At 70.6% G+C, this 24059-nt stretch carries 20 protein-coding genes; 13 read left to right on the top strand and 7 right to left on the bottom strand.

Annotated elements, in window-relative coordinates; genetic code table 11:
* The first annotated feature begins 26 nt into the window (after positions 1-26).
* The 4 genes from V1351_RS06645 (at position 27) to V1351_RS06630 (ending at position 6142) form a co-directional block, all read left to right on the top strand.
* Positions 27-1532, top strand: a complete 1506-nt coding sequence (locus V1351_RS06645; protein WP_338751928.1) for a leucyl aminopeptidase — start codon at positions 27-29, stop codon at positions 1530-1532.
* Between the two features lie 225 nt (positions 1533-1757).
* The gene (lpdA, locus tag V1351_RS06640; protein ID WP_338751926.1) at positions 1758-3158 is read left to right on the top strand and encodes a dihydrolipoyl dehydrogenase; all 1401 of its coding nucleotides are present in this window, start codon (positions 1758-1760) and stop codon (positions 3156-3158) included.
* A gap of 220 nt (positions 3159-3378) precedes the next feature.
* Complete coding sequence (gene sucB, locus V1351_RS06635; protein WP_338751924.1) at positions 3379-5232, top strand: 2-oxoglutarate dehydrogenase, E2 component, dihydrolipoamide succinyltransferase; 1854 nt, start codon at positions 3379-3381, stop codon at positions 5230-5232.
* A 1-nt stretch (position 5233) separates the two neighbouring features.
* Complete coding sequence (locus V1351_RS06630; RefSeq protein ID WP_338751922.1) at positions 5234-6142, top strand: TIGR01777 family oxidoreductase; 909 nt, start codon at positions 5234-5236, stop codon at positions 6140-6142.
* Between the two features lie 3 nt (positions 6143-6145).
* On the opposite strand, the gene V1351_RS06625 is transcribed toward V1351_RS06630, so the two are convergent.
* Entirely contained in the window at positions 6146-7765 is a 1620-nt protein-coding gene (locus V1351_RS06625) for a serine/threonine-protein kinase (protein ID WP_338751920.1), read from the bottom strand.
* 87 nt (positions 7766-7852) lie between these two features.
* Between V1351_RS06625 and V1351_RS06620 the strand changes: the two genes are divergently transcribed.
* The 6 genes from V1351_RS06620 to V1351_RS06595 all read left to right on the top strand — a co-directional run bounded on the left by V1351_RS06620 (position 7853) and on the right by V1351_RS06595 (position 14792).
* The gene (locus tag V1351_RS06620) at positions 7853-8584 is read left to right on the top strand and encodes a peptidase E (RefSeq protein ID WP_338751918.1); all 732 of its coding nucleotides are present in this window, start codon (positions 7853-7855) and stop codon (positions 8582-8584) included.
* Positions 8585-8672: 88 nt separating this feature from the next.
* Complete coding sequence (gene lipB, locus V1351_RS06615) at positions 8673-9329, top strand: lipoyl(octanoyl) transferase LipB (protein WP_338751916.1); 657 nt, start codon at positions 8673-8675, stop codon at positions 9327-9329.
* Between the two features lie 110 nt (positions 9330-9439).
* Positions 9440-11575, top strand: a complete 2136-nt coding sequence (locus V1351_RS06610; RefSeq protein ID WP_338751914.1) for an acyltransferase family protein — start codon at positions 9440-9442, stop codon at positions 11573-11575.
* 93 nt (positions 11576-11668) lie between these two features.
* Entirely contained in the window at positions 11669-12709 is a 1041-nt protein-coding gene (lipA, locus tag V1351_RS06605) for a lipoyl synthase (RefSeq protein WP_338751912.1), read from the top strand.
* Positions 12710-12746: 37 nt separating this feature from the next.
* Positions 12747-13469 (top strand): DUF4191 domain-containing protein, encoded by a 723-nt coding sequence (locus tag V1351_RS06600; protein WP_338751910.1) that lies wholly within the window; start codon positions 12747-12749, stop codon positions 13467-13469.
* Between the two features lie 48 nt (positions 13470-13517).
* Positions 13518-14792 carry a M18 family aminopeptidase gene (locus tag V1351_RS06595; RefSeq protein WP_338751908.1) on the top strand — a complete coding sequence of 425 codons (1275 nt, stop codon included), beginning with the start codon at positions 13518-13520 and terminating at the stop codon, positions 14790-14792.
* 38 nt (positions 14793-14830) lie between these two features.
* On the opposite strand, the gene V1351_RS06590 is transcribed toward V1351_RS06595, so the two are convergent.
* Both V1351_RS06590 and V1351_RS06585 read right to left on the bottom strand, forming a co-directional pair.
* Positions 14831-15616: an SGNH/GDSL hydrolase family protein gene (locus tag V1351_RS06590; protein WP_338751906.1), complete on the bottom strand. Its 786-nt coding sequence runs from the start codon at positions 15614-15616 to the stop codon at positions 14831-14833.
* A gap of 8 nt (positions 15617-15624) precedes the next feature.
* The gene (locus tag V1351_RS06585; RefSeq protein WP_338751904.1) at positions 15625-16032 is read right to left on the bottom strand and encodes an RDD family protein; all 408 of its coding nucleotides are present in this window, start codon (positions 16030-16032) and stop codon (positions 15625-15627) included.
* Positions 16033-16242: 210 nt separating this feature from the next.
* On the opposite strand from V1351_RS06585, the gene glnA reads away from it, so the two are divergent.
* On the top strand, positions 16243-17667 hold the full coding sequence (glnA, locus tag V1351_RS06580; RefSeq protein WP_338751902.1) for a type I glutamate--ammonia ligase: 1425 nt from the start codon (positions 16243-16245) through the stop codon (positions 17665-17667).
* Positions 17668-17873: 206 nt separating this feature from the next.
* Here glnA and V1351_RS06575 read toward each other — a convergent pair whose 3' ends face one another.
* The 4 genes from V1351_RS06575 to V1351_RS06560 all read right to left on the bottom strand — a co-directional run bounded on the left by V1351_RS06575 (position 17874) and on the right by V1351_RS06560 (position 22021).
* A complete protein-coding gene (locus tag V1351_RS06575; RefSeq protein WP_338751900.1) occupies positions 17874-19637 on the bottom strand; it encodes a SpoIID/LytB domain-containing protein in 1764 nt (587 codons plus the stop codon).
* Between the two features lie 196 nt (positions 19638-19833).
* The gene (locus tag V1351_RS06570) at positions 19834-20010 is read right to left on the bottom strand and encodes a hypothetical protein (protein ID WP_338751899.1); all 177 of its coding nucleotides are present in this window, start codon (positions 20008-20010) and stop codon (positions 19834-19836) included.
* A gap of 193 nt (positions 20011-20203) precedes the next feature.
* On the bottom strand, positions 20204-20734 hold the full coding sequence (locus V1351_RS06565) for a TraR/DksA family transcriptional regulator (protein WP_338751897.1): 531 nt from the start codon (positions 20732-20734) through the stop codon (positions 20204-20206).
* Between the two features lie 99 nt (positions 20735-20833).
* On the bottom strand, positions 20834-22021 hold the full coding sequence (locus V1351_RS06560; protein WP_338751895.1) for an acyl-CoA dehydrogenase family protein: 1188 nt from the start codon (positions 22019-22021) through the stop codon (positions 20834-20836).
* Between the two features lie 87 nt (positions 22022-22108).
* Between V1351_RS06560 and V1351_RS06555 the strand changes: the two genes are divergently transcribed.
* Positions 22109-22759 (top strand): TetR/AcrR family transcriptional regulator, encoded by a 651-nt coding sequence (locus V1351_RS06555; protein ID WP_338751893.1) that lies wholly within the window; start codon positions 22109-22111, stop codon positions 22757-22759.
* Complete coding sequence (gene lhgO, locus V1351_RS06550; protein ID WP_338751891.1) at positions 22756-23979, top strand: L-2-hydroxyglutarate oxidase; 1224 nt, start codon at positions 22756-22758, stop codon at positions 23977-23979. Before V1351_RS06555 ends, lhgO begins: the two co-directional genes overlap by 4 nt.
* The last annotated feature ends 80 nt before the right edge of the window (positions 23980-24059 follow it).

The following is a 24059-nucleotide window of genomic DNA, read 5'->3' as shown; positions in this document are numbered from 1 at the left end:
CGACCCGACCGAAAGGTTCCCTCGACGTGACCTCGTTGATGCTCGGCACCCGCTCCTACTCCGCCTGGTCCGGGCGATCCCTGGTGATCGGCGTCGTCGGCTCCGGGGACGAGGTGGCCGTGCGCGCCTCGTCCGCCGTGCCGAAGACCGCTGCGAAGCACCTGGACGCCGTCCTGCCCTCACTCGACCTCGACGCCAAGGTCGCCACCACGACGATCGTCCCGGCCGTCCCCGGCCTCAAGGCGGACAAGGTCGTGCTCGTCGGCCTCGGTCCGACCGACGCAACCGACGGGGTCATCGGTACCGACGCCCTTCGTCGCGCTGCCGGTGCCGCCGTCCGCAGTGCCGGCAAGGGATCCGTCGCGCTCGCCCTGCCCCACGACGACGCGGCAGGGCTGGCCGCGATCGCCGAGGGCGCCGCCTCGGGCGCCTACAGCTTCACCGCGCACAAGTCCGCCGACGACGAGAGTGCCGAGCGCGAGATCACGGTCTTCTCCGACCTCGACCGCAAGTCCTCCCCGAAGGACGTCATCGAGCACGCGACCACCGTCGCGCGCAACGTCTCCTGGGCCCGGGACCTGGTCAACACCGCACCGAACCTGCTCTACCCGCAGTCCTTCACCGAGACCGTGCAGCATGTCGCGAAGGCCTCCCCGGGCAAGCTCACGGTCAAGGTGCTCGACGAGAAGGCACTGGCCGAGGGCGGCTTCGGCGGCATCACCGGTGTCGGTCAGGGCAGCACGCGTCCGCCGCGGATCGTCACCCTGAGCTACACGCCCCGTTCGAAGAAGGCCCCGCACGTCGCGCTGGTCGGCAAGGGCATCACCTTCGACACCGGCGGCGTGTGCCTCAAGCCCTCCGCGGGCATGCTGACGATGAAGTCCGACATGGCCGGCGCCGCCGCCGTCGCCGCGACCGTCGTCGCCGCTGCCGAGCTCGGTCTGCCGGTCGCCGTCACCGGCTACCTCTGCCTCGCGGAGAACATGCCCGGCGCCAACGCCCAGCGGCCCAGCGACGTCGTCACCATGCGCAACGGCACGACCGTGGAGATCCTGGACACCGACGCCGAGGGCCGCATGGTCCTCGCCGACGGCATGGCCCTGGCGGCCGAGTCCGGTCCCGACCAGATCCTCGACGTCGCCACCCTCACGGGTGCCTGCGTCGTCGCGCTCGGCCCGAAGATCTTCGGCGTCATGAGCAACGACGACACGGTCCGGCAGTCGATCACCAGCGCCGCCGAGCGTGCCGACGAGCCGAGCTGGCCGCTGCCGCTGCCGACCGACCTGCGCGCCACGCTCGACTCCGCCGTCGCCGACATCGCCCACAAGGGGGATCGCATGGGCGGTGCCCTGACCGCCGGCCTGTTCCTGCAGGAGTTCGCCAAGGACGCGAAGGGGGAGAACATCCCCTGGGCCCACCTGGACATCGCCGGGCCCTCCTTCAACGAGGGCAGCCCGTGGGGCCATGTGCCCAAGGGCGGCACCGGCGTCGCCGTCGGGACCCTGCTGGAGCACCTCGCTTCGCTGGCCTGATCCGGGGCACAGCCATCCGGCAGCCTCCGCTCCCGCAGGGTCGGGGGTGGCCCTTGGCGCGAAGTCCGCACGACAGTGTGCATCCCTCACCCGGGTGCACCGTGCGGGCTTCGGCCTGAGCCAGGCCGACCCCCCACCCTGCGTGCGCTCGTCCGCAGGCATCGCCGACCCTTACGCTAGGGGTCGTCCGTGACCCCGGACACAGTCCATCCAAAGGAGCACCCCGTGGCCGACCCCACGACCTCGACCTCGTCCCCCTTCGACCTCGTCATCCTCGGCGCCGGCAGCGGTGGCTACGCCTGCGCCCTGCGCGCCGCGCAGCTCGACCTGAAGGTCGCGCTCATCGAGGAGGACAAGATCGGCGGGACCTGCCTGCACCGCGGGTGCATCCCGACCAAGGCGCTGCTGCACGCGGCGGAGATCGCCGACGGGGCACGCAGCGGCGCCGCGCACGGGGTGCGCACGACCTTCGAGGGGATCGACACCGAGGCGATGCACGCCCGCAAGGACAAGATCGTCGGGCAGCTGTACAAGGGCCTGACCGGACTCATCGGGCAGGCCGACATCGAGGTCGTCACCGGCCGGGGACACCTCGTGGATGCGCACACCGTCTCCGTCGATACCCCCGAGGGGACCCGTGAGGTCATCGGGACGACCGTCGTGCTGGCCACCGGCTCCTACGCGAAGACCCTCCCGGGCATCGAGCTCGGACCGCGGGTGATGACGAGCGACCAGGCGATGAGCCTCACCGAGATCCCGCAGCGGGTGGCGGTCCTCGGTGGCGGCGTCATCGGGGTGGAGTTCGCCTCGATGCTGCGCAGCTTCGGTGCCGAGGTGACGATCGTCGAGGCGCTCGACCGGATCGTCGCGGCCGAGGAGCCGGCAGTCTCCAAGCAACTCACCCGGGAGTTCACCAAGCGCAAGATCAAGACGCTCGCCTCCACCAGGGTCGCCTCGGTCGAGGCCGACGACTCGCGGGCCGTCGTCCACCTGGAGGAGGGCGACCCGCTGGAGGTCGACCTCGTGCTCGTCGCCGTCGGGCGTGGCCCGCGCAGCGAGGGCATCGGCCTGGCGGATGCCGGGATCGAGACCGATCGTGGATTCGTGCCCACGGACGAGCGACTGCGCACGAACGTCGACGGCGTGCGCGCGGTCGGCGACCTCGTCCCGGGAGTGCAGCTGGCGCACCGCGGCTTCGCCCACGGCATCTTCGTGGCCGAGGACATCGCCGGCCTCGAGCCCGCCCCGGTCGAGGACGTGGCGATCCCCAAGGTGACCTACTGCGACCCGGAGATCGCCTCCGTCGGGCTGACTGCGGACCAGGCCAAGGGGGCTGCCCACGAGGTCGAGACCGTCACCTACCCGCTCGGCGGCAACGGCCGCAGCCTCATCCGGGGCACCAGCGGATCGGTCACCCTGGTGCGTGAGAAGGACGGCCCCGTGCTCGGTGTGCACATGATCGGCCTCGGCGCCAGTGAGCTGATCAGCGAGGCCCAGCTGGTCGTCGGGTGGGAGGCCCACCCGGAGGACATCGCCCCGATGGTGCACGCCCATCCCACCCAGAGCGAGGCGCTCGGCGAAGCCGCCATGCTCGCTGCTGGGCATCCCCTGCACGCGCACGCATAGGCTGTACGGGAACACCACGAGCGACGCGGAGAGACATGAGCACCGAGACCTGCTCCACCGGCCCGGGCAGTGCCCGGGTGCGGATGCGTCGGGCCGCGGTTCGTCCCGTCCTCCGACGCCGCCGGGACCGGGCCGACACATGGCGAGCCCGTGAACCATCTGGACCAGGACTCGTGAGAGTCTGTGACGTATCCCATCTCGATAGAAGGAGCAGAGGCGCATGTCTGAGCGGGTGACCATGCCGGCGCTGGGTGAGTCCGTGACCGAGGGCACCGTGACGCGATGGCTGAAGAACGTCGGTGACACGGTCGAGGTGGATGAGCCTCTGCTCGAGGTCTCCACGGACAAGGTCGACACCGAGATCCCCTCGCCCGTTGCGGGGACGATCCAGGAGATCCTTGCCGAGGAGGACGACACCATCGAGGTCGGAGCCGACCTCGCGGTCATCGGCGACGGTGACGCACCGGCTTCGTCGGGTGACGACTCCGCCGGCGAGTCCGAGGACGCAGAGTCCGAGGACGCAGAGGCCGAGTCCGAGGAGGCACCCGCCGAGAAGCCCGCCGACGACGCCCAGGAGGAGCCGGCGCAGTCCGAGTCCTCCGAGGAGTCGGACACCGAGGCGGACGAGTCGAAGCCCGCACCGGCCGCGGAGGAGTCCTCCGGTGACGGTGGCGACGGGACGACCGTCTCGATGCCCGCTCTCGGTGAGTCGGTGACCGAGGGCACCATCTCGCGCTGGCTGAAGGCCGAGGGCGACGAGGTCGAGGTCGACGAGCCGCTGCTCGAGGTCTCCACCGACAAGGTCGACACCGAGATCCCCTCCCCCGTGGCCGGGACCCTGACCACGATCCTCGCCGAGGAGGACCAGACCGTCGAGGTCGGCGCGGACCTCGCGATCGTCGGTGGTTCCGGTGGCGGGTCGGCCCCCAAGCAGGAGTCCACGCCCGAGCCGAAGGCGGAGGCCCCCAAGCAGGAGTCCACGCCCGAGCCGAAGGCGGAGGCCCCCAAGCAGGAGTCCACGCCCGAGCCGAAGGACGACGCCCCCAAGCAGGAGTCCACGCCCGAGCCGAAGGCGGAGGCCCCCAAGCAGGAGTCCACGCCGGCGAGCAGCGGGTCCTCGGACGCCGCCGCCTACGTCACGCCGCTGGTGCGCAAGCTGGCCAAGGACAACGACATCGACCTCGCGCAGGTCGAGGGCACCGGTATCGGCGGTCGCATCCGCAAGCAGGACGTCCTCGACGCCGCCAAGGCCAAGAACCAGCCGCAGGAGTCCGCTCCCGCCGCACAGGAGACGCCGACCGCGTCCGCGCCGGCCGCACCCTCCGGTGGCAGCGTCCCGGCGGGCCTGGAGTCCAACGTCCCGCAGTCCAAGCGCGGCACCCGTGAGCCGATGTCACGCCTGCGCAAGGTCATCGCCAAGCGGATGGTCGAGTCGCTGCAGGTCAGCGCCCAACTGACCACGGTCGTCGAGGTCGACATGACCAAGGTCTCGCGCGTTCGTGACGCGGCCAAGGCGGAGTTCCAGCGCCGCGAGGGCACGAAGTTGTCCTTCCTGCCCTTCATCGCCCTGGCGACGGCCGAGGCGCTCAAGGCGCACCCGGGCGTCAACGCGAGCGTCGAGGACGAGGAGATCGTCTACCACAAGGACGAGAACCTCTCGATCGCCGTGGACACCGAGGGCGGTCTGATCACCCCCGTGGTCAAGAACGCCGGCGACCTCAACATCGCCGGTCTCGCTCGCGCGATCGCGGACGTCGCCGAGCGCACCCGCAGCAAGAAGATCACGCCGGACGACCTGGCCGGTGGCACCTTCACCATCACCAACACCGGCAGCCGCGGGGCGCTCTTCGACACGCCGATCCTCAACCAGCCGCAGGTCGGCATGCTCGGCACCGGCTCGATCGTGCGTCGTCCGGTCGTCGTCAACTCGGAGGACGGCGGCGAGACCATCGCCATCCGTTCGATGATGTACTTGGCGATGTCCTACGACCACCGGGTCGTCGACGGCGCCGACGCGGCCCGGTTCCTCGGGACCGTCAAGGCCCGCCTTGAAGAGGGCAACTTCGAGGCCTGACATGTCCGCACCCCGACAGCGCGTCGCCATCACCGGATCCTCCGGTCTGATCGGCGGCGCGCTGTCGCGTTCCTTGCGCGACGGGGGCCACGACGTCATCCACCTGGTGCGCCGGGAACCGAGCGCACCACACGAGCGTCGGTGGAACCCGGAGTCAGGTCACCTCACCCCCGGGCACCTCGCGACCGTCGACACGGTCGTGCACCTCGCCGGTGCCGGGGTCGGCGATCACCGCTGGACGCCGGAGTACAAGACCACCATCCATGCCTCACGCGTCGACGGCACGGACCTGGTCTCCCGGGTGGTCGCCGAGGGTGCCGGGCCGACCCGACTGGTCACCGCCTCCGCGATCGGCATCTACGGGGACCGGGGCGACGAGGTCCTCACCGAGCGATCCGCGTCGGCCACGACCTTCCTGGCGGACGTCGTCCGTGACTGGGAGGGCGCGACGACGCCGGCGAAGGACGCAGGGATCCCCGTGGCGCACGCCCGCACCGGCATCGTCCTGTCCCGGACCGGCGGCGCCCTGACTCCGATGCTTCGTGTCGGCAAGCTCGGCCTCGGCGGTCCACTCGGCTCGGGTCGGCAGTGGATGCCGTGGATCACCCTCGCAGACGTCGTCGCCGCGTACACCCGATTGATCGAGGACGACTCGATCACCGGACCGATCAACGTCACCGCGCCCCATCCCGTGCGTCAGCGGGACCTGGCCCGCGCCCTGGGCACGCGGCTTCACCGCCCGGCCGTGGTACCGACACCGCGCGCGGCGATCCGCCTGGCCCTCGGCGAGTTCGCGGACGAGGCCCTGGCCTCCGCCCGGGTCCTGCCCGACCGCCTGCTGAGCGCCGGCTTCGAGCACGCCCACCCTCGACTCGAGGACGCGATGGACTGGCTCTTCACCCGCGACTGATCCTCAGCGCACCTCCCGCACCCGCCACGCCCCCTCGTGCCAGACGAGGACGAGCTCGACCTGCTGACCGTGTGTGGCCGGTCGCTGCTCCTCCCCCTCCGGTCCGACGACCGTGTAGGCGTCGGCATCGCTGGTCACACCCAGGACCGCGACCCGTCCCGCGGAGCGCTCGAGGTGGGCCGACCGCACAGCCAGGTCGACACCGCGGTAGTGCGACTCGCTGCCCGAGAGCATCTCGATGAGCCCCCGATCCCGTTCGGCCGCCGGGGAACCGGGCTCGTCGAGCCGCTCCAGCACGTCGGGGTCGAGGTCGAGGACCATCTGCTCGCGCATCCCGGTCAGCTCACGGGCCAGCTGATTCGGTGACGTCCTCGGGGCCGACCGGTCGGTCACGACGCCGGTGTCCTGCTCCTCGGTGGCGCTGGACACCGCGGCCCGCGGGGTGGACTCCCCCTGGGCGTCGCCGGCACCGGCCAGCTGCCAGGGCACGATCACCGCGAGGACGAGACCGACGCCGATGACGACGAGGAGCGGCACCCGTCCCGGCCCCGACCGTTCTGCTGCGTCGCGGGCGATCGCGCGGGGTCGACTCAGCGGGGTCCGCGCCGGTGACGGGACAGACCCAAGGGCGGCCGGTGACGTGACCGGCTTCGGCGAGGCGTGGCGAGCCGTCCGGGGAGGGGCGGACACCCCCTTCGCCCGCGGTCGGCGCTGCCACCAGCGTCGTCGACGCGTGCTCGCCACCGGCGACGTCAGCTCCCGTTGCCACTCCGGCACCACGAGGGACCCCGCGCGCGCCGACTCGCGGATCCGGCGCGTCAGGCTGCTGGCGACATCGCCGGGCGAGGTCATGCGGATCGGCTCGGCGGGTACGGAGTCGAAGACGGCTCGCGCGACCTCGTCGGCCTCCGGCCGCGCCGTCGGGTCGGTGTCGAGGCACCGCTGGATCATGCTGACCAGCTCCGGGGTGTCGGGGACGTGCGCCTGCAGGTCGGCGCGCTCGACGACGTGCCCGGGCGGGGCCCCGGTCAGGCACAACCACGCGAGCGCACCGAGCGCGTGGACATCGCTGCTCCGGGTCGGCTCGTCGCCCTCGATGACCTCGGGCGCGACGTAGCCGTCGGTGCCGTGGACCTCTCCGGGAGGTTCGCCGGTCAGGCGCGAGAACCCGAGGTCGCTGAGTGCGGGCCGCCCGGTGGAGGTGAGCAGGACGTTGCCGGGGCTCAGGTCGCCGTGGACGACGCCGAGGTCGTGCAGGCCACTGAGGGCCCGGGCGACCGGGGCGATGATCGTCACCGTCTCCCCCGGGGTGAGGTGGCCGCGGGCGGCCACGACCTGGCCGAGGCTTCCCCCCGAGAGCAGCTCGAGCACGAGCGCCGTCGCCGGTCCGTCGCGCCCGTCGATGGCGAGGGTCTCGTGGACGGTGACCACGTGCTCGCCCGCCGCCTGCTGCAGCAGGCTGAACTCGCGCACCGCCGCGTCGTCGGCCTCGCCGGGCAGGATCTTCACGGCCACGAGCTCGTCGTCGAGGATCCGCCTCGCTCGCCACACCCGGGACGTCGCACCGGTGCCCAGGAGCGCGGTCGGGCGGTAGCCGGGGAGCTCGGGAGGGATCTCGTCCATGCAGCCACGATGGCGCAGGTCGCGATTCCGCCCGCGGAGTTTTCCACAGCAACGGCCGACGGGGCCCGCGTCACCTAGTCTGCGGACATGCCTGCCGACGCCCCCACGATCCTCGCCACCTCCGGCGGCTACGCCCGACCCGAGCGGGGTGATCTGGCCTTCGCCGGGCTCGTCCACCATGCGGTGGAGCTGTCGGGGACGTCCTCGCGGCCGCGGATCTGCCAGGTGGGCACGGCCAGCGGTGACCCGCGGCCCTTCAACGCCGCCTTCAGCGAGGCCGGCGCCGTCGCCGGGTACGAGATCACGCACCTCAACCTCTTCCCCATGCCAAGCGTCGAGGACATGGAGGCCCACCTGCTCGACCAGGACGTCGTCTGGGTCAACGGCGGATCGGTCGCCAACCTGCTCGCCGTGTGGCGGGTGCACGGCCTGGACGAGATCCTCGCCCGGGTGTGGCAGGTTGGAGTCGTGCTCGCGGGTGTCAGCGCCGGCTCGATCTGCTGGTACCGGGGAGGGACGACCGACTCCTTCGGCCCACAGCTGCGCGCGGTCACCAACGGCCTCGCCCTGCTCCCCTACGACAGCGGCGTGCACTACGACAACGAGGCACGGCGCCGCCCGACCGTGCACGCGCTCGTCGAGGACGGCACGCTCGGCGAGACGCACTGCACGGACGACGGTGTGGGTCTGGTCTACCGGGGCACGGAGCTGGTCGAGGCCGTCACCGAGCAGGACGGCAAGCGCGCCTACGTCGTGGCGAAGGGGGATGACGGTCGCGCCGTCGAGACCCCCCTCGACACGCGTCGGCTCCCCCGCTGAGCACGGGGTGGAGGGGCGCGCCGGGGTGGGCCGTCATCACGTGCACCTCCACCCGAGGGGGTGCGGGCCTCGGCGTAGGCTGACGCCCATGCGCTTCGAGGAGCTCGGCTTCGCCCCCGACACCGTCGACTACCTGACCGCCTGGGAGCACCAGAAGCAGGTGCACGCCGCGGTCGTCGCCGGTGACCTCGAGGACACGACCCTGCTGCTGGAGCACACCGCGGTCTACACCGCGGGCAAGCGAACCGAGCCGCACGAGCGTCCGATGGACGGCACTCCGGTCATCGACGTCGACCGGGGCGGCAAGATCACCTGGCACGGCCCCGGCCAGCTCGTCGGCTACCCGATCGCACACCTGCCCGGCCGGCGCGACGTCATCGCCCATGTGCGCCGACTCGAGGAGATGATGATCCGCGTCGCCGCGGACGTCGGTGTCACCGTCACGCGCGTGCCGGGTCGCTCCGGTATCTGGGTGCCCGGCACCGACGGTGCCCAGGACCGCAAGCTCGGCCAGATCGGCATCCGGGTCTCCCGCGACGTCGCGATGCACGGCTTCAGCCTCAACGTGGACTGCGACCTGTCCTGGACCCAGACGATCGTCCCGTGCGGCATCCCCGACGCCGAGGTCTCGACACTCGCCCTGGAGACCGGGCGCCGGATCACCGTGGCCGACATCCTCCCTTCGGCCAAGGCGCACCTGACCGAGGTCATGACCCAGGATCTGCCCCTGACGAAGGGGGCCTGACCGCCGCCGCGCGTGTGGGTGGGGTCACACGGACCCGACTGGCAAATATATAACGAAACGGTAACGTCGAGGCCCGACCGCCCCCGATCGCTACCAAAGGACCACCGCGGATGACCGCCGCCACCACGGCCCCACGACGATCCACGACACCGGTGGCCCAGCCGGCAGGCCTGCGCAAGGACATCCAGGGACTGCGCGCCCTTGCCGTTGCCCTGGTCGTGCTCTTCCACCTCTGGCCGGGGACCGTCAGCGGCGGGTACGTGGGAGTGGACGTCTTCCTGGTGATCTCGGGCTACCTCATCACCACCCACCTGCTGAAGAAGCCGCCCCGCACCGGCCACGACCTGTGGGCGTTCTGGGCACGGCGGCTGCGCCGGCTGCTGCCGGCCGCACTGACGGTGCTGGCGGCCACCGCGGTCGCGACCCGTCTGGTCGCGCCGAGCACCGCCTGGGAGGAGATCTCCCGGCAGATCATCGCCTCGACCCTCTACGTGCAGAACTGGTCGCTGGCCTCCAGCTCGGTCAACTACATGGACGCCGGGGCCATGGCCAGCCCGGTCCAGCACTTCTGGTCACTGTCGGTGGAGGAGCAGTTCTACCTGGTGTGGCCGCTGCTGGTCTTCGGCGTCACATGGGTGGCCGTGCGACTCGGCCAGCGCTCCCTCGGTGCCCACGCCGTCCGTGGAACCGACGACGAGCGCCGCATGCGCCTGACCCGCACCATGATCGCGGCCGTGGTCCTCTCCTCCTTCGCGTTCTCCGTGTGGTTCACCGCCGTCCAGCCGGCCGCCGCGTACTTCGTCACTCCCACGCGCATGTGGGAGCTCGCCATGGGCGGACTCATCGCCACCGTGGCAAGCATGGGCAGCCGCAGGCCCGGCGGTGCCACGGGGGCCGTCGTGGCGTGGGTCGGGATCGCGGCGATCCTCGCCGCCGCTTCCCTGTACACCTCTGCCACCCCCTTCCCCGGCGCCGCCGCAGTACTGCCTGTGCTGGGCGCCGGCGCGGTGATCATCGCCGACACCGATCACCGCCTCTCCCCCACCGCACTGCTGAAGAACGGCCCCGTCCAGTGGCTCGGTGACGTGTCCTACTCGGTCTACCTGTGGCACTGGCCGCTGATCGCCCTGGTGCCCTACGTCAGCGGAGGTGACCTCGGCATCCTGGACAAGTCCGCCATCCTGGCGGCCACCCTCGTGCTCGCCGGGGCGAGCAAGGTCCACATCGAGGACCGGTTCCGCTTCGCCACCTCGCACGCACCCGTGCGGTACAGCTACCAGTTCTCCGCGGTGGGGATGATCGCCGTCGTGCTCCTGGCCTCCCTGCAGTGGACCGAGACGGGAGTGCGCAAGGAGGCGGCCAAGGAGGAGCTCGCCGCGGTGGAGCACGAGGAGACGCCGTGCCTGGGAGCCGCCGCGCTGGCGAAGGGGGCCGACAGCTGTGACGTGGACGCCGATGCGGAGATCGTCCCGAGCCCGGAGCTGGCCAAGAACGACAAGGCCGACATCGACGAGAAGAAGTGCTTCCCGCAGGGCAGCTACGACCAGCGACTGTCCTGCTCCTTCGGGTCCGGGGAGACCCGGATCGCCCTCGTCGGCAACTCCCACGCCCGGCACTGGCTGCCTGCGTTGCGTGAGCTGGGCAAGGAGAGGGGATGGACGATCGACACCTACCTCATCTCCCGGTGCACGGCGACCGACGCGAAGCAGGAGTTCGACACCGACACGATGACCTCGGACTGCCACGACTGGGGCCAGTGGGCCCTGGACGAGACGAAGGGCGACGCGTACGACCTCGTGATCACCTCCGAGCGCCAGTCGGCTGCCATCGAGGGGTACAGCAAGGCCGACAGCGGGCCGCCCGCCGTCAAGGGCTACGAGAGCTACCTGCGCACCTGGGCGGACGCCGGCACCGACGTGCTCGCCATCAAGGACCCGACCCACCCGGGCATCGACGTACCCGAGTGCGTGGCGGAGAACCCGGACGACGTCCAGGAGTGCTCCGGCTCCCCCGAGGACTGGAAGATCCAGCCGGACCCGTTGATCGAGGCGGTGCAGAACGTCGATCGCGAGGGCGTCGACCACGTCACCTTCGACGACCTGGTCTGCGACTCCGACCGGTGCCGCGGAGTCACCGGTGGGGTGATCACCTACTACGACTCGTCCCACCTGTCGGCGACGTACGTGCGGACGATGGCTCCGTACATGGCGAAGCCGATCGAGAAGGCCCTGCAGAAGGGGCGCTGACGACCACCCGTTCGTCCCCCCGGGGGACCGCGGCGTAGGCTGGGAGTGAGCCCGGCCACCTCCCGGGCCGTCGATCAGTGCCAGGAGAGTTGCGTGACCGTCGCACCCGAAGGACGTCGTCTGCTGCGCGTCGAGGCGCGCAATGCCGAGACCCCCATCGAGCGCAAGCCGGAGTGGATCCGGACCACTGCCAAGATGGGCCCCGAGTTCAACGCGATGAAGGGCCGTGTCAGCGGAGCGGGCCTGCACACCGTGTGCGAGGAGGCCGGCTGCCCCAACATCTTCGAGTGCTGGGAGGACCGCGAGGCGACCTTCCTCATCGGTGGTGACGTGTGCACCCGTCGCTGCGACTTCTGCGACATCGCCACCGGTCGCCCGACCAGCCTGGACATGGACGAGCCGCGGCGTGTCGCCGAGTCGGTGCAGGAGATGGGTCTGCGCTACTCCACCGTCACCGGCGTCGCCCGTGACGACCAGCCCGACGGGGCCGCCAGCCTGTACGCGGAGACGATCCGCCAGATCCACGCGCTCAACCCCAACACCGGCGTCGAGATCCTCCCGCCCGACTTCGGGGCCAAGCCGGAGCTGGTGCAGCAGGTCTTCGACGCCCGCCCGGAGGTCTTCGCGCACAACCTCGAGACGGTGCCGCGGATCTTCCGCACGATCCGTCCCGCCTTCACCTACGAGAAGTCCCTGAAGGTGCTGTCCATGGCCCGCGACGACGGGCTGGTGACCAAGTCCAACCTCATCCTCGGGATGGGCGAGGAGGAGGCCGAGATCGAGGAGGCCATCCGCGACCTGCACGACGCCGGCTGCGACATCCTCACGATCACCCAGTACCTGCGCCCCTCGAAGCTGCACCACCCGATCGACCGCTGGGCCAAGCCCGAGGAGTTCGTCCACTGGAGCGACCTGGCGAAGGAGATCGGCTTCAAGGGCGTCATGGCCGGTCCGCTCGTGCGGTCGAGCTACCGTGCCGGTCGCCTCTACGCCACGGCCATGCGCAAGTGGGGCCGGGCGATCCCCGAGCACCTCTCCCACCTCGCCGACGCGATCGACGAGCCCGCCCGGCAGGAGGCCTCGACGCTCGTGGCGAAGGCCGCCGCGCAGCAGGCCACCGGCACGGACGGTTGACCGGGGCACCCCCGGGAAGGAACTAGACTCACCCGCCATGGCCAGAAAGTCCGACAAGCCCGCAAAGCCGAAGCGCGAGAACCCGTTCAAGAGGTTCTGGTCCGTCTACAAGACGATCAAGCAGATCGACCCGCAGGTGAACCTGTGGATGCTGCTTGCCTTCGTCGGCGTGCTCGCCGTGGGCGCCGTCATCGGTCTGCTGTTGGGCCACTTCTGGTCCTCCTTCTTCATCGCCCTGCCGATCGGGCTGCTCGCCGCCATGATCGTGCTCTCCCGACGCGGTGAGCGGGCCGCGTTCAACCAGATGGACGGCCAGCGCGGGGCCGCCATCGGTGGTCTGTCCGCGGTCAAGCGCGGCTGGTACTACGACCAGGAGCCGGTCGCCGCGGACGCGACGAAGCCGGGGGACATCCAGACCGCCGCCATGGTCTTCCGTGCCCTGGGCCGTCCGGGTGTCGTGCTGCTGGGCGAGGGACCGAAGCACCGTGTGGACAAGCTCTTCGTCAAGGAGACCAAGAAGGTCAACCGCGTCGCCCCGGGCGTGCCGGTCCACACCTACATCGTCGGCACCGGGGACGGCGAGCTGCCCGCCCGCAAGATCCGCACCACGCTGATCCGACTGAAGCCGCAGCTGTCGAAGGAGGAGATGTCGGTCGTCAACAAGCGGCTGAAGTCCCTCCCGGGCCTGCGGCAGGGCGTGCCCGCCGGCGTCGACCCGAACAAGGCCCGCATGGACCGCAAGGCCCTGCGCGGACGCTGACCCGGCCGGGCACGACCGCACCCGTCAAGACCCTCCAGGAGAGCACCCGTGCCGGCACCGACCGACCACGCCGAGGACCTCGCCGACTTCGTCGACGCGTCCCCGTCCAGCTACCACGCCGCGGCCGAGGTGGCCCGCCGGTTGCAGGCCGCCGGTTTCACGGCCCTGGCCGAGCCGAGTGCCTGGCCGCACACGCCGGGCACGTACCTGGTCGTGCGTGACGGAGCCCTCCTCGCGTGGGTGGTGCCGGCCTCGGCGACCGCCACGACGCCCGTGCGCATCTTCGGCGCGCACAGCGACTCCCCCGGCTTCAAGCTCAAGCCGCAGCCGAGTACCGGCAGGCACGGCTGGCTGCAGGCGGGTGTCGAGGTCTACGGCGGCCCGCTGCTGAACTCCTGGCTCGACCGCGAGTTGCGCCTGGCCGGCCGACTGGTCCTCGACGACGGGACCGAGGCCTTGGCCGACTCGGGCCCGTTGCTGCGGCTGCCGCAGCTGGCGATCCACCTCGACCGTGAGGCCAACGAGCGCCTCGCCCTCGACAAGCAGGCGCACACGCAGCCCGTCTGGGGCGTGGGCGCCACCGACTCCGCCGACCTGCTCGCCGAGCTGGCCGCCTCCGCCGGGGTGGAGACCTCGCGCATCCGCGGGTACGACCTCGTCACCGCCGACAGCGCCCGTGGGGTCGTCTTCGGGCGGGAGGACGCGTTCTTCGCGGCCGGTCGTCTCGACGACCTCGCCAGCGTGCACGCCGGGACCGTCGCCCTGACCGAGGTCGGCGACGACCTCGCGACCGATCACATCCCGATGCTGGCCGTCTTCGACCACGAGGAGGTCGGCTCCGCGACCCGATCGGGCGCGGCCGGGCCGTTCCTGCAGGACGTGCTCGAGCGCGTCGGGCTGGCGCTCGGTGGCGACCGGGCCGATCGGATGCGCGCCCTCGCGTCATCGTGGTGCGTCTCCAGCGACGTCGGCCACTCGGTGCACCCGAACTTCCCCGAGAAGCACGACCCCCACGTGCGCCCGCTGCTCGGCTCCGGGCCGATCCTCAAGCTCAACGCCAACCAGCGCTATGCCAGCGACGGCACCGGCTCCGCCGCCTGGCACGGGTGGTGCGACGCTGCCGGGGTGACCAGCCAGGACTTCGTCTCCAACAACACGGTGCCCTGCGGGTCGACGATCGGCCCGATCACCGCGACCCGGCTGGGGATCCGCACCGTCGACGTGGGCATCCCGATCCTGTCGATGCACTCCGCGCGCGAGCTCGCCGGTACGAGTGACCTGCTCGACCTGACGCGGGTGGCGCGCACCTTCTTCCGCGGCTGAACCGACCCCCGTCGTCCTGGCCTGCGCAGCCCACGCCCTCATCTCCTCCCGGCGGTCTCCCAGCGCTCGGCGGTCAGCCGCACGAGGTCGGGATGCTTGGCCGTGCGCCCGTCCCCGGTGGACCGTCCCCGCAGGCGCCGCCAGGTCCAGGGCCCGACGTACCTGCGGGCCCAGGTCACCTCGGTGCGCAGGGTCCGGCGCGGCGCCGGTCCCTCGGGCAGGCCGGCCCAGTCGATCGTCGCCGGCGTCCCCAGGAGCTCGGCCGCGGCGACCGCCAGGCGGGTGTGCCCGAGCTCGGAGAGGTGCAGCCGGTCCTCGGCCCAGGCGCGCCGGTCCTCGAAGACGGTGCCGCTCGTCTCCGTCGGCGGGATCATCCCGTGCTCCTGCGCCAGTCGGCGGTAGAGCTCGTTGAGCACCAACCGTCGACGCTGCAGCATCCGCCCGGCCGGGGTGACGCCACGCAGGTCGGGGATCGGGACGACGGCGACGCGGACCCCCTTCGCGGTGAAGGGGGCGACGATCTCCACCAGCCGGTGCCGCAGCGCCGCCACGTCCAGCCGCGGACGCAGGATGTCGTTCATGCCCGCAGTGAGGGTGACGACGTCGGGGTCGAGGGCGAGGGCGGGCTGCACCTGGGTCTGGAGGACCTCCACGGTCCGGTACCCGCGGATGGCGAGGTTGGCGTAGTCGAGCGTGCCGTGGTGGGCGGCCAACAGCTCGGCCAGTCGGTCGGTCCAGCCGCGCGGCGTGCCGTCCGGCCACGAGAGGTCGCCCACGCCCTCGGAGAGGCTGTCGCCGATCGCGACGTAACGCAGGGTCCGCATGCTGCTCCTCAGACGTGCACGATCCGGCTACCGGCGACGCGGTCGTGCAGGCCACGCCCGTCGTCGGAGATGACGATGATCGGCGGGATCACCAGGCACAGCAGGGCAGCACGCGCGGCCGAGCGAAGGGGGGTGACCCACCCCCCGTGCACCGGCACCACCCGTAGGCCCAGGAGGCGGTGACCGAAGGAGGCGCCGCCGAGGGTGACGCCGATCAGGTGGACGAGGAAGAGCAGTCCGAGCGGGAGGAAGGAGACAGCGGCCGGGCTGCGGTCGATGACGGTGGCGAACAGAGCGTTGGCGATCACCAGGCAGGCGGCCCAGTCGACGACCAGGGCGAGGAGGCGACGCCCGAAGGAGGCGTGGTTCCCCCCTTCGCCCGGGGTCGGTCCGCGGTGGTGCCCTGTGTTGCTCACCCGAGCAGCCTATGCGTCCCGATCGTGGCCGCTCCCACCGCCTGCCACCCCCACTCGGTAATGTTGTGACGCAGCAGACGTGTCCGAGGACGCGTGTAACGCCGGTGAAACATCGGGGTCATGGTCGGGTAACCGCCCATCCCTAGTGTCGAAGCCGACACCAGTTGCGGCAGGTCACCGTGGGCTGCCGCCCCACCCCAGGAGGATGGTTTGTTCAGCTCCCCTGACGAGGTTCTCGACTTCATCAAGGCCGAGGACGTCAAGTTCGTCGACATCCGTTTCTGCGACCTGCCCGGCATCATGCAGCACTTCAACGTGCCTGCCGAGAGCGTCGACGAGGACTTCTTCACCGAGGGCCAGATGTTCGACGGGTCCTCGATCCGCGGCTTCCAGGCCATCCACGAGTCCGACATGAAACTCGTGCCGGACATCGGCACCGCCTTCGTGGACCCCTTCCGCGCGGAGAAGACGCTGATCCTCAACTTCTCCATCGTCGACCCCTTCACCGGTGAGCAGTATAGCCGCGACCCGCGCAACGTCGCGGCGAAGGCGGAGGCCTACCTGACGTCCACGGGCATCGCCGACACCGCCTTCTTCGGCGCCGAGGCGGAGTTCTACGTCTTCGACGACGTGCGCTTCGACACCCAGCCGCAGGGGAGCTACTACCACCTCGACTCGATCGAGGCCGCGTGGAACTCCGGTCGCACGGAGGAGGGCGGCAACCAGGGCTACAAGACGGCCTTCAAGGGTGGGTACTTCCCCGTCCCGCCGGTCGACCACTTCGCCGACCTGCGCGACAGGATCTGCCTGAACATGAAGTCCGTCGGCCTCGAGGTCGAGCGCAGCCACCACGAGGTCGGCACCGCCGGGCAGCAGGAGATCAACTACAAGTTCAACACGCTCCAGCAGTCCGGCGACGACATCATGAAGTTCAAGTACGTCGTCAAGAGCACCGTCTGGGACGACGGGCGCACGGCGACCTTCATGCCGAAGCCGATCTACGGTGACAACGGCTCGGGGATGCACACCCACCAGAGTCTGTGGAAGGACGGCGAGCCGCTCTTCTACGACGAGAAGGGGTACGGCGGCCTGTCCGACATCGCCCGCTGGTACATCGGTGGCCTGCTCAAGCACGCCCCGGCGCTGCTCGCCTTCACCAACCCCACGGCCAACAGCTACCGTCGCCTGGTACCCGGCTTCGAGGCGCCGATCAACCTGGTCTACTCCGCCCGCAACCGCTCGGCGTGCATCCGCATCCCGATCGCGGGCAACTCCCCCAAGGCCAAGCGCGTCGAGTTCCGCATCCCGGATCCCTCGAGCAACCCGTACCTGTGCTTCGCCGCGCAGCTGATGGCCGGGATCGACGGCATCAAGAACCGCATCGAGCCCCCGGAGCCGATCGACAAGGACCTCTACGAGCTGCCGCCGGACGAGCACGAGGCCATCGAGCAGGTCCCCACGACCCTGCCGGAGGTGCTGAAGGCGCTCGAGGAGGACCACGAGTTCCTGCTCGAGGGGGACGTCTTCACCGCCGACCTGATCGAGACCTGGATCGCGTGGAAGTGGGAGAACGAGGTCATCCCACTGCAGATGCGTCCGCACCCGCACGAATTCGAGATGTACTTCGATATTTGAGCCGAGGAACGAGGCCAAATGTCGAACAACAGCACAGCGGCATCTGAGCGGTACCACGCTGCTTGAGGAGGTCGCCCCGCGACCGTCTCGAAACGACGAAGGGCGGGACTTCCACCAAGGAGGTCCCGCCCTTCGTCATGCCCTGCCCGTCACGTCCATGCCGACCGCAGAGGGTGGCCGAGAGCGCCGAGCCGTAGGCCGGTCCGTTACAGCATGTCCCGCGAGCGGTACAGGAAGGCCGCCATGGCCTCGCGGGTGATTGTGCTCTTCGGGCGGAAGGTCCCGTCGGCATGGCCCGTGGTCAGACCCTGATCCGCGATCCAGGCGATGTGGTCCTCGAACTGGGTCCCGGCGATGTCACTGAACTCGTAGGGCGCAGTGGCGTCGGGCACTCTCCCCTCGAGCAGGAACCTGGTCATGAAGGCCGCCATCGCCTCACGCGAGATCCGCTTCTTGGGACCGAACGTACCGTCCGCATAGCCCGTGGTGATGCGCTCGTCCTGGAGCCAGGCGATCTCCCTGGCGAACGCGCTCGACGAGTCGACGTCCGTGAAGTCGGGCGCACTCTCCACCGCGGGCCTGCCCGCCGCCCGGTACAAGAACGCCGCCATCGCCTCACGCGAGATGTCGTCCTTCGGCCCGAAGGTCCCGTCGGCGTAACCCGTCGTGATCCGCTCGTCCTTCAGCCAACCGATCTCCTTGGTGAAGTCGGTCGTCGCCGCAGTCACGTCCGGGAACGGCCCCGTCCCCTTGATCGGCGAGACCACGTACGTGCTCGGCAGGCCGAGCCCACGCCGCATCTGCTCACCCGTCATCGACGCCCGCTTGCCCGTGCTGGACGTGGCGACCACCTCGGCGACCCCACCACCAGTGGTACGACGGGCGACATCCACCGCCACCACGTCCGCCAGCCCGAACGCCGAGTCGACCTTCGTCCCCGAGACCGTGATGGTCCAGGACCGGCGCGGGTTCTCCGCGCGCATCGAGTACGGATCGTTGACCGAGCGCAGATAGGCAACCGGGGAGCCGCCGAACACGTCCTCGTTGTTCTGGGTACGGCCACCGCTGCTGGAGGAGTACACCGCCTCGATCAGGGCACCGTGGTACCGCGGAACCATCCCCGCGGTGCCCGTACCGCCGGCCCGTACCGCAGCCTTCCACCGGTCCCACCCGGATGCGCCGGCGCCCGGGTAGGTGCCGAACACCTGGTCGCTGGTGTTGTCGTAGACGTGGCACTCGCAGGCTGAGCGGATGCCGCGGTCGACCTTGCGCAGCGCGTACCCGCGGGCTGCTGCCGCCTGCGCCTGCAGCGATGCCGCCGGCCACGACCACGGCATCTCACGCACGTTGTCCAGGTACTGATCGTGCAGGCGCACCTTCATCACCGCATGCACCCCGCTGCCCGAGGCGGGCACCACCCGCGCCGACCCCGACTGGTAGCTCTTGCCATCGATCGACAGCAGTGTCTTCCCGTCATCGAAGGTCACCTGCGCGGATGGGCCGGTGGCGTGCACGGTCTTCGTGCCGGCCGTGTGCGACACCTTCACCTTCGCGCCGGAACGCGCCACCTTCACGGTCGAGTTCTTCGACGCCTTCAGGGTCTTGCTGCCGACCGTGACCGTGAACGAGCCGCCACCCGACTGTGTCGCGGAGGTCCGCAGCGTCACCGACGGACGCGACGCACCGACGTTGACGTGCACCAACTGGTCGTCGCGCACCCGGTCGACCGAGATGCCCCGGTAGTAGTACTTCAGGATCTGCGCGGCGCTCTTGCCGTCATCGGCCATCGCCTTCGCGCCGTACTGCGACATCCCCACCCCGTGACCGAAGCCCGAACCGGAGAACTCCCACGAGGCGCCCGAGGCGCCCGACGCGGCCGGGCCGGCCTGCGCCGGAACCGCCCCGGCGCCGAGCACCAGCCCGGCCAGCAAGGCACCAACACCAGCAAGCCGCACCGATCGAACAACCACAGCAGACCACCCTTCGTGCGCCAACCAGCGCAGCAGAGACGACAACGGGCGCCGCTTCGATGGGCATCCGACCCGTACCTGCGCCGCACCGAAAGATACCCAAAACCCACCGCTGCACGGCGCCAAGGCGCCGACCATTCCGGAAGCTCCGGTGGTCACCCGTGATGCCTCGTCCGGACCGCCCTGACCCGCCCCCTCAGTCCGGGGCGTCGCCCTGCGTCCCGGGAGGGCTGTCGTCGGCCTGGTGGGCGGTGTCCTTGCGTCCCTCAGCGAGCCGCTCCCGCAGGATCTGCAGCCGGCGGGCGTTCTCCTTGCAGCGCTCGACGGAGGGATCCGCCACCGCTGCCACGTCGTCGGGCTGGGCCTGGTTCACGCTGGCCTCCGAATCGTGCTCGTGGTCAGTCGACGCCCTCCGGGGGTGGTGTGACCGGGAGCTCGTCGTCGGACCTCATCCGTACACGCTGCACTGATTACTTCGTAAACTTACAAGCGAAGCACCCGTGGGACAACAGTGTTCCACGAGCGGGAGGACGCCCGGCCATCTCGCACGGGGACGGACGGACGCGTCAGGCCCGCTCCTGCACCTTCTTGCACGACACGCACAGGGTCGCGCGCTGGAAGGCCTGCAGCCGGAGCTTTCCGATCGGCTCCCCGCAGGACTCACACGTGCCGTAGGTGCCGGCGTCGAGGCGCTCCAGGGCGGCCAGGTTCTGCGTCAGACCCGCACGGGCCCCCTCGAGCAGGGTCATCTCGTGCTCCTGCTCGACGAGCCGGCCCCCGACATCCGCCTCGTCGCGACCCTCGGCGCCCCCCTGCTGCGCCACGGGCCCGCTGAGCTCGGCCTCGATCGCAGCGATCTCCTCGGACAGCCGCTCGACCTCGGTGGTGAGGTCGGCTCGCACCTGCCTCACCTCCGCCTCGGTCCAAGTCGACCCATCATCCCCGCTGATCGTGGCCGTATCCACCGTGCTCGCGGTCGGCGCGGTCTCCTGCCCGGCGCCCCCGGTCATCGTCGTCGCCCGGGTGGCTGTCGACGTTCCCGTCGTCCCCGTGTCGCTCATCCCGTACCCCTTCCAACCCGGCGCACCCTGCACCATCGCTCATATCGTAAGCGGGACTTTACAACGTAAGCGTCCGCGGTGCGAGTCTCCCTCCCCAACGTCTTGATGGTCGGGCGGGATCGGGACCAGCGCGGCTCAGCGGAAGGCCGCCACCCCGGTCAGGGCCTTGCCGATCGTCAGCTGGTGCACCTCGGAGGTGCCCTCGTAGGTCAGGACGGACTCGAGGTTGTTGGCGTGGCGCAGGACGGGGTACTCGAGGGTGATCCCGTTGGCGCCGAGCAGGGTTCGGCACTCGCGCGCGATGGCGATGGCCTCGCGCACGTTGTTCAGCTTGCCGAGGCTGATCTGCTCGGGGCGGATCGTGCCGGCATCCTTGATCCGGCCGAGCTGGATTGCCAGCAGCATGGCCTTGCCGAGCTCGAGGCTCATGTCGGCGAGCTTCGCCTGGGTGAGCTGGTAGGCCGCCAGGGGCTTGCCGAAGATCTCGCGGTCACCGACGTAGGACAGGGCCACCTCGAGGCAGTCACGCGCCGCCCCGACCGCACCGAAGATGATCCCGAAGCGGGCCTCGTTGAGACAGGACAGCGGCCCGGAGAGCCCGGCCGCCTCGGGCAGCATCGCCGAGGCGGGCAGCCGGACGCCCTGCAGCACGATCTCACCGGTGACCGAGGCGCGCAGGGAGAGCTTCTTGGTGATCTCGGGAGCGGAGAAGCCGGGGGTGTCGGTCGGGACGACGAACCCGCGGATGCCGCGAGAGCCCTCGTCCTCGTCGGTGTTGGCCCACACCACGGCGACGTCGGCGATCGGTGAGTTGGTGATCCACATCTTCGTGCCGTCCAGGACCCAGTCGTCCCCGTCCCGGCGGGCCCGGGTGCGCATGCCACCGGGGTCGGAGCCGAAGTCCGGCTCGGTCAGGCCGAAGCACCCGATGGCCTCGCCCGCGGCCATCCGCGGCAGCCATTCCTGCTTGTGCTCCTCGCTCCCCCAGCGGTGGATGGCAAACATCGCCAGCGACCCCTGCACCGACACCAGGCTGCGCAGACCCGAGTCCGCAGCCTCCAGCTCCAGGCACGCCAGGCCGTACGCCGTGGCACTCGTGCCGGCGCAACCGTAGCCCTCCAGGTGCATCCCGAGCACGCCGAGGTCACCGAGCTCCGTGGCCAACTCCCGTGCAGGCAGGTCCCCCGCCTCGTACCAGTCGGCGAGGTTCGGCCGAAGTCGGTCGGTGCAGTAGCGGGCCACGGTCGCCTGCATGTCGCGCTCCTCCTCCGACAGCAGGGTGTCGATCCCGAACAGGGAGGCAGTGGTCTGCGGTGCGCTCATCGTCATCTCCAGGTGTCCAAACGGTGTTAGGTTTGTGCTGTGCGGTAACCTTATACCGTTAGGTTCCGATGGCGAAAGGCCCACTCCGTGGTTCGTCCCACCACCCCGCTCCTGAGTCGCGAACGCATCCGCGACGCCGCCCTGCAGCTCATCGACGACCAGGGCCTCGCCCAGTTCTCCATGCGCGGGCTCGCGCGTGCCCTCGGTGTGCAGGCTCCCTCCCTCTACAGCCACTACGCCAACCGCGACGAGGTGCTCGACGCGGTCGCCAACCTGCTCACCCGGCAGGTCGACACGAGCGGCTTCGTCGACGGCCGGTGGCGAAGGGGGGTGGAGACCTGGGCCCGCTCGTACCGCGCGTCGTTGGCGGCCCACCCCAATGCCGTGCCGCTCGTCGCCTCGGGCGCCGGCCGGCGCGAGGACTTCCTCGCCATGTCGGAGCGGGTGCACGCCGGGCTGTTGTCGGCCGGCTGGCCGGCCCGCTACGCGACCGAGATCGCCGGCTCGGTGAAGTACCTCGTCGTCGGGGCGGCGTCGACCCCCTTCGCCAGTGGTTTCGCCGACGACGCCACGGTCTACCTCGAGCGTTACCCGGCGCTGGCGCAGGCGCACCGACTGCCCGAGCTCGCCGAGGAGATCGACGCGGAGAGCTTCGAGCTCGGCCTGGCCTGCCTGCTGGACGGGCTGGCCGCGCGCTACGTCGATCTGGTCGGCGACCTCAACCGGGAGCGGGCATGAGTCCCACCAGCTACGCGGTCGTCGGTGGAGGGATCCTCGGCGTGGCCATCGCCCGCCGGATCCTGCAGCTGCAGCCGGGCGCCGAGGTCACCGTGCTCGAGAAGGAGCCGGCCCTGGCCGCCCACCAGACCGGTCACAACAGCGGCGTGGTGCACGCCGGCCTGTACTACGAGCCGGGTTCGTTGAAGGCACGGCTGTGCCGCCGGGGGGTCCGGTTGCTGCAGGAGTTCTGCACCGAGCACTCGCTGGCCTACGACGAGTGCGGCAAGGTCGTCGTGGCACTCGACGAGACCGAGCGGGGCCGACTGTCCGACATCACCGACCGGGCGCGCGCCAACGGCGTGCCGGGCGTGCGTGAGATCGGTCCGGACGAGCTGCGCGAGATCGAACCACACGTCACCGGCGTGGCTGCGCTGCACTCCCCGCACACCGCGATCGTCGACTACGCCGCGGTCACCCGTGCGATGGCGCAGGAGATCACCGCGGCGGGCGGGATCGTGCGCACCTCCGTCGAGGTCACCGGTATCCGTCCGGATGGTGACCGGACCGTGCTGACCGGAGCCGAGGGGCAGCAGGTGCGCGCCGAGCAGGTCGTGCTCTGCGCCGGGCTGCAGGCCGACCGGGTCGCGGCACTGGCCGGGGGCGGGGACGACCCGCGCATCGTCCCCTTCCGCGGCGAGTACCACCTGCTGCGGCCGCAGCGACGTGACCTCGTGCGTGGTCTGGTCTACCCGGTCCCCGATCCGCGCTATCCCTTCCTCGGCGTGCACCTGACACCCCGCGTCGACGGGGAGGTGATGGTCGGGCCGAACGCCGTCCTGGCCCTGGCCCGTGAGGGGTACGGCTGGTCCCGTGCCTCCGCGACCGACCTGCGCGACGTCGTCACCTGGCCCGGTTTCCGGCGCTTCGCGGTCCGGCACTGGCGCACCGGGGTGCTGGAGATGCTGGGTTCGCTGAGCACGCAGCGCTTCGTCGACGCGGCCCGCCGCTACGTGCCCGAGCTGACCACCGACGACGTGGTCCCGGGGCCGCGCGGCGTACGTGCGCAGGCCCTGGGGGTCGACGGCTCCCTCGTCGACGACTTCCGCATCACCCGTCGTGGTCCGATCCTCGCCCTGCGCAACGCCCCCTCGCCGGCGGCCACGTCCTCGCTGGCGATCGCCGAGCACGTCGTCGACATCCTGCTCGACCGGGGCGAGGCACCTCCCCCGGTCGACTGAGACGGGGGTCGCCCCCTTCGCGCCGCCTGACGTCGACATGCACGCCCGGCCGACGAGATACCGTGGGCCGGGTGCGCACA

The sequence above is a fragment of the Janibacter sp. A1S7 genome, from assembly GCF_037198315.1.
GTDB classification, from domain to species: domain Bacteria; phylum Actinomycetota; class Actinomycetes; order Actinomycetales; family Dermatophilaceae; genus Janibacter; species Janibacter alittae.
The sequence above is the reverse complement of the archived record's forward strand: the minus strand, read 5'-3'. Positions and strand labels throughout refer to the sequence as shown.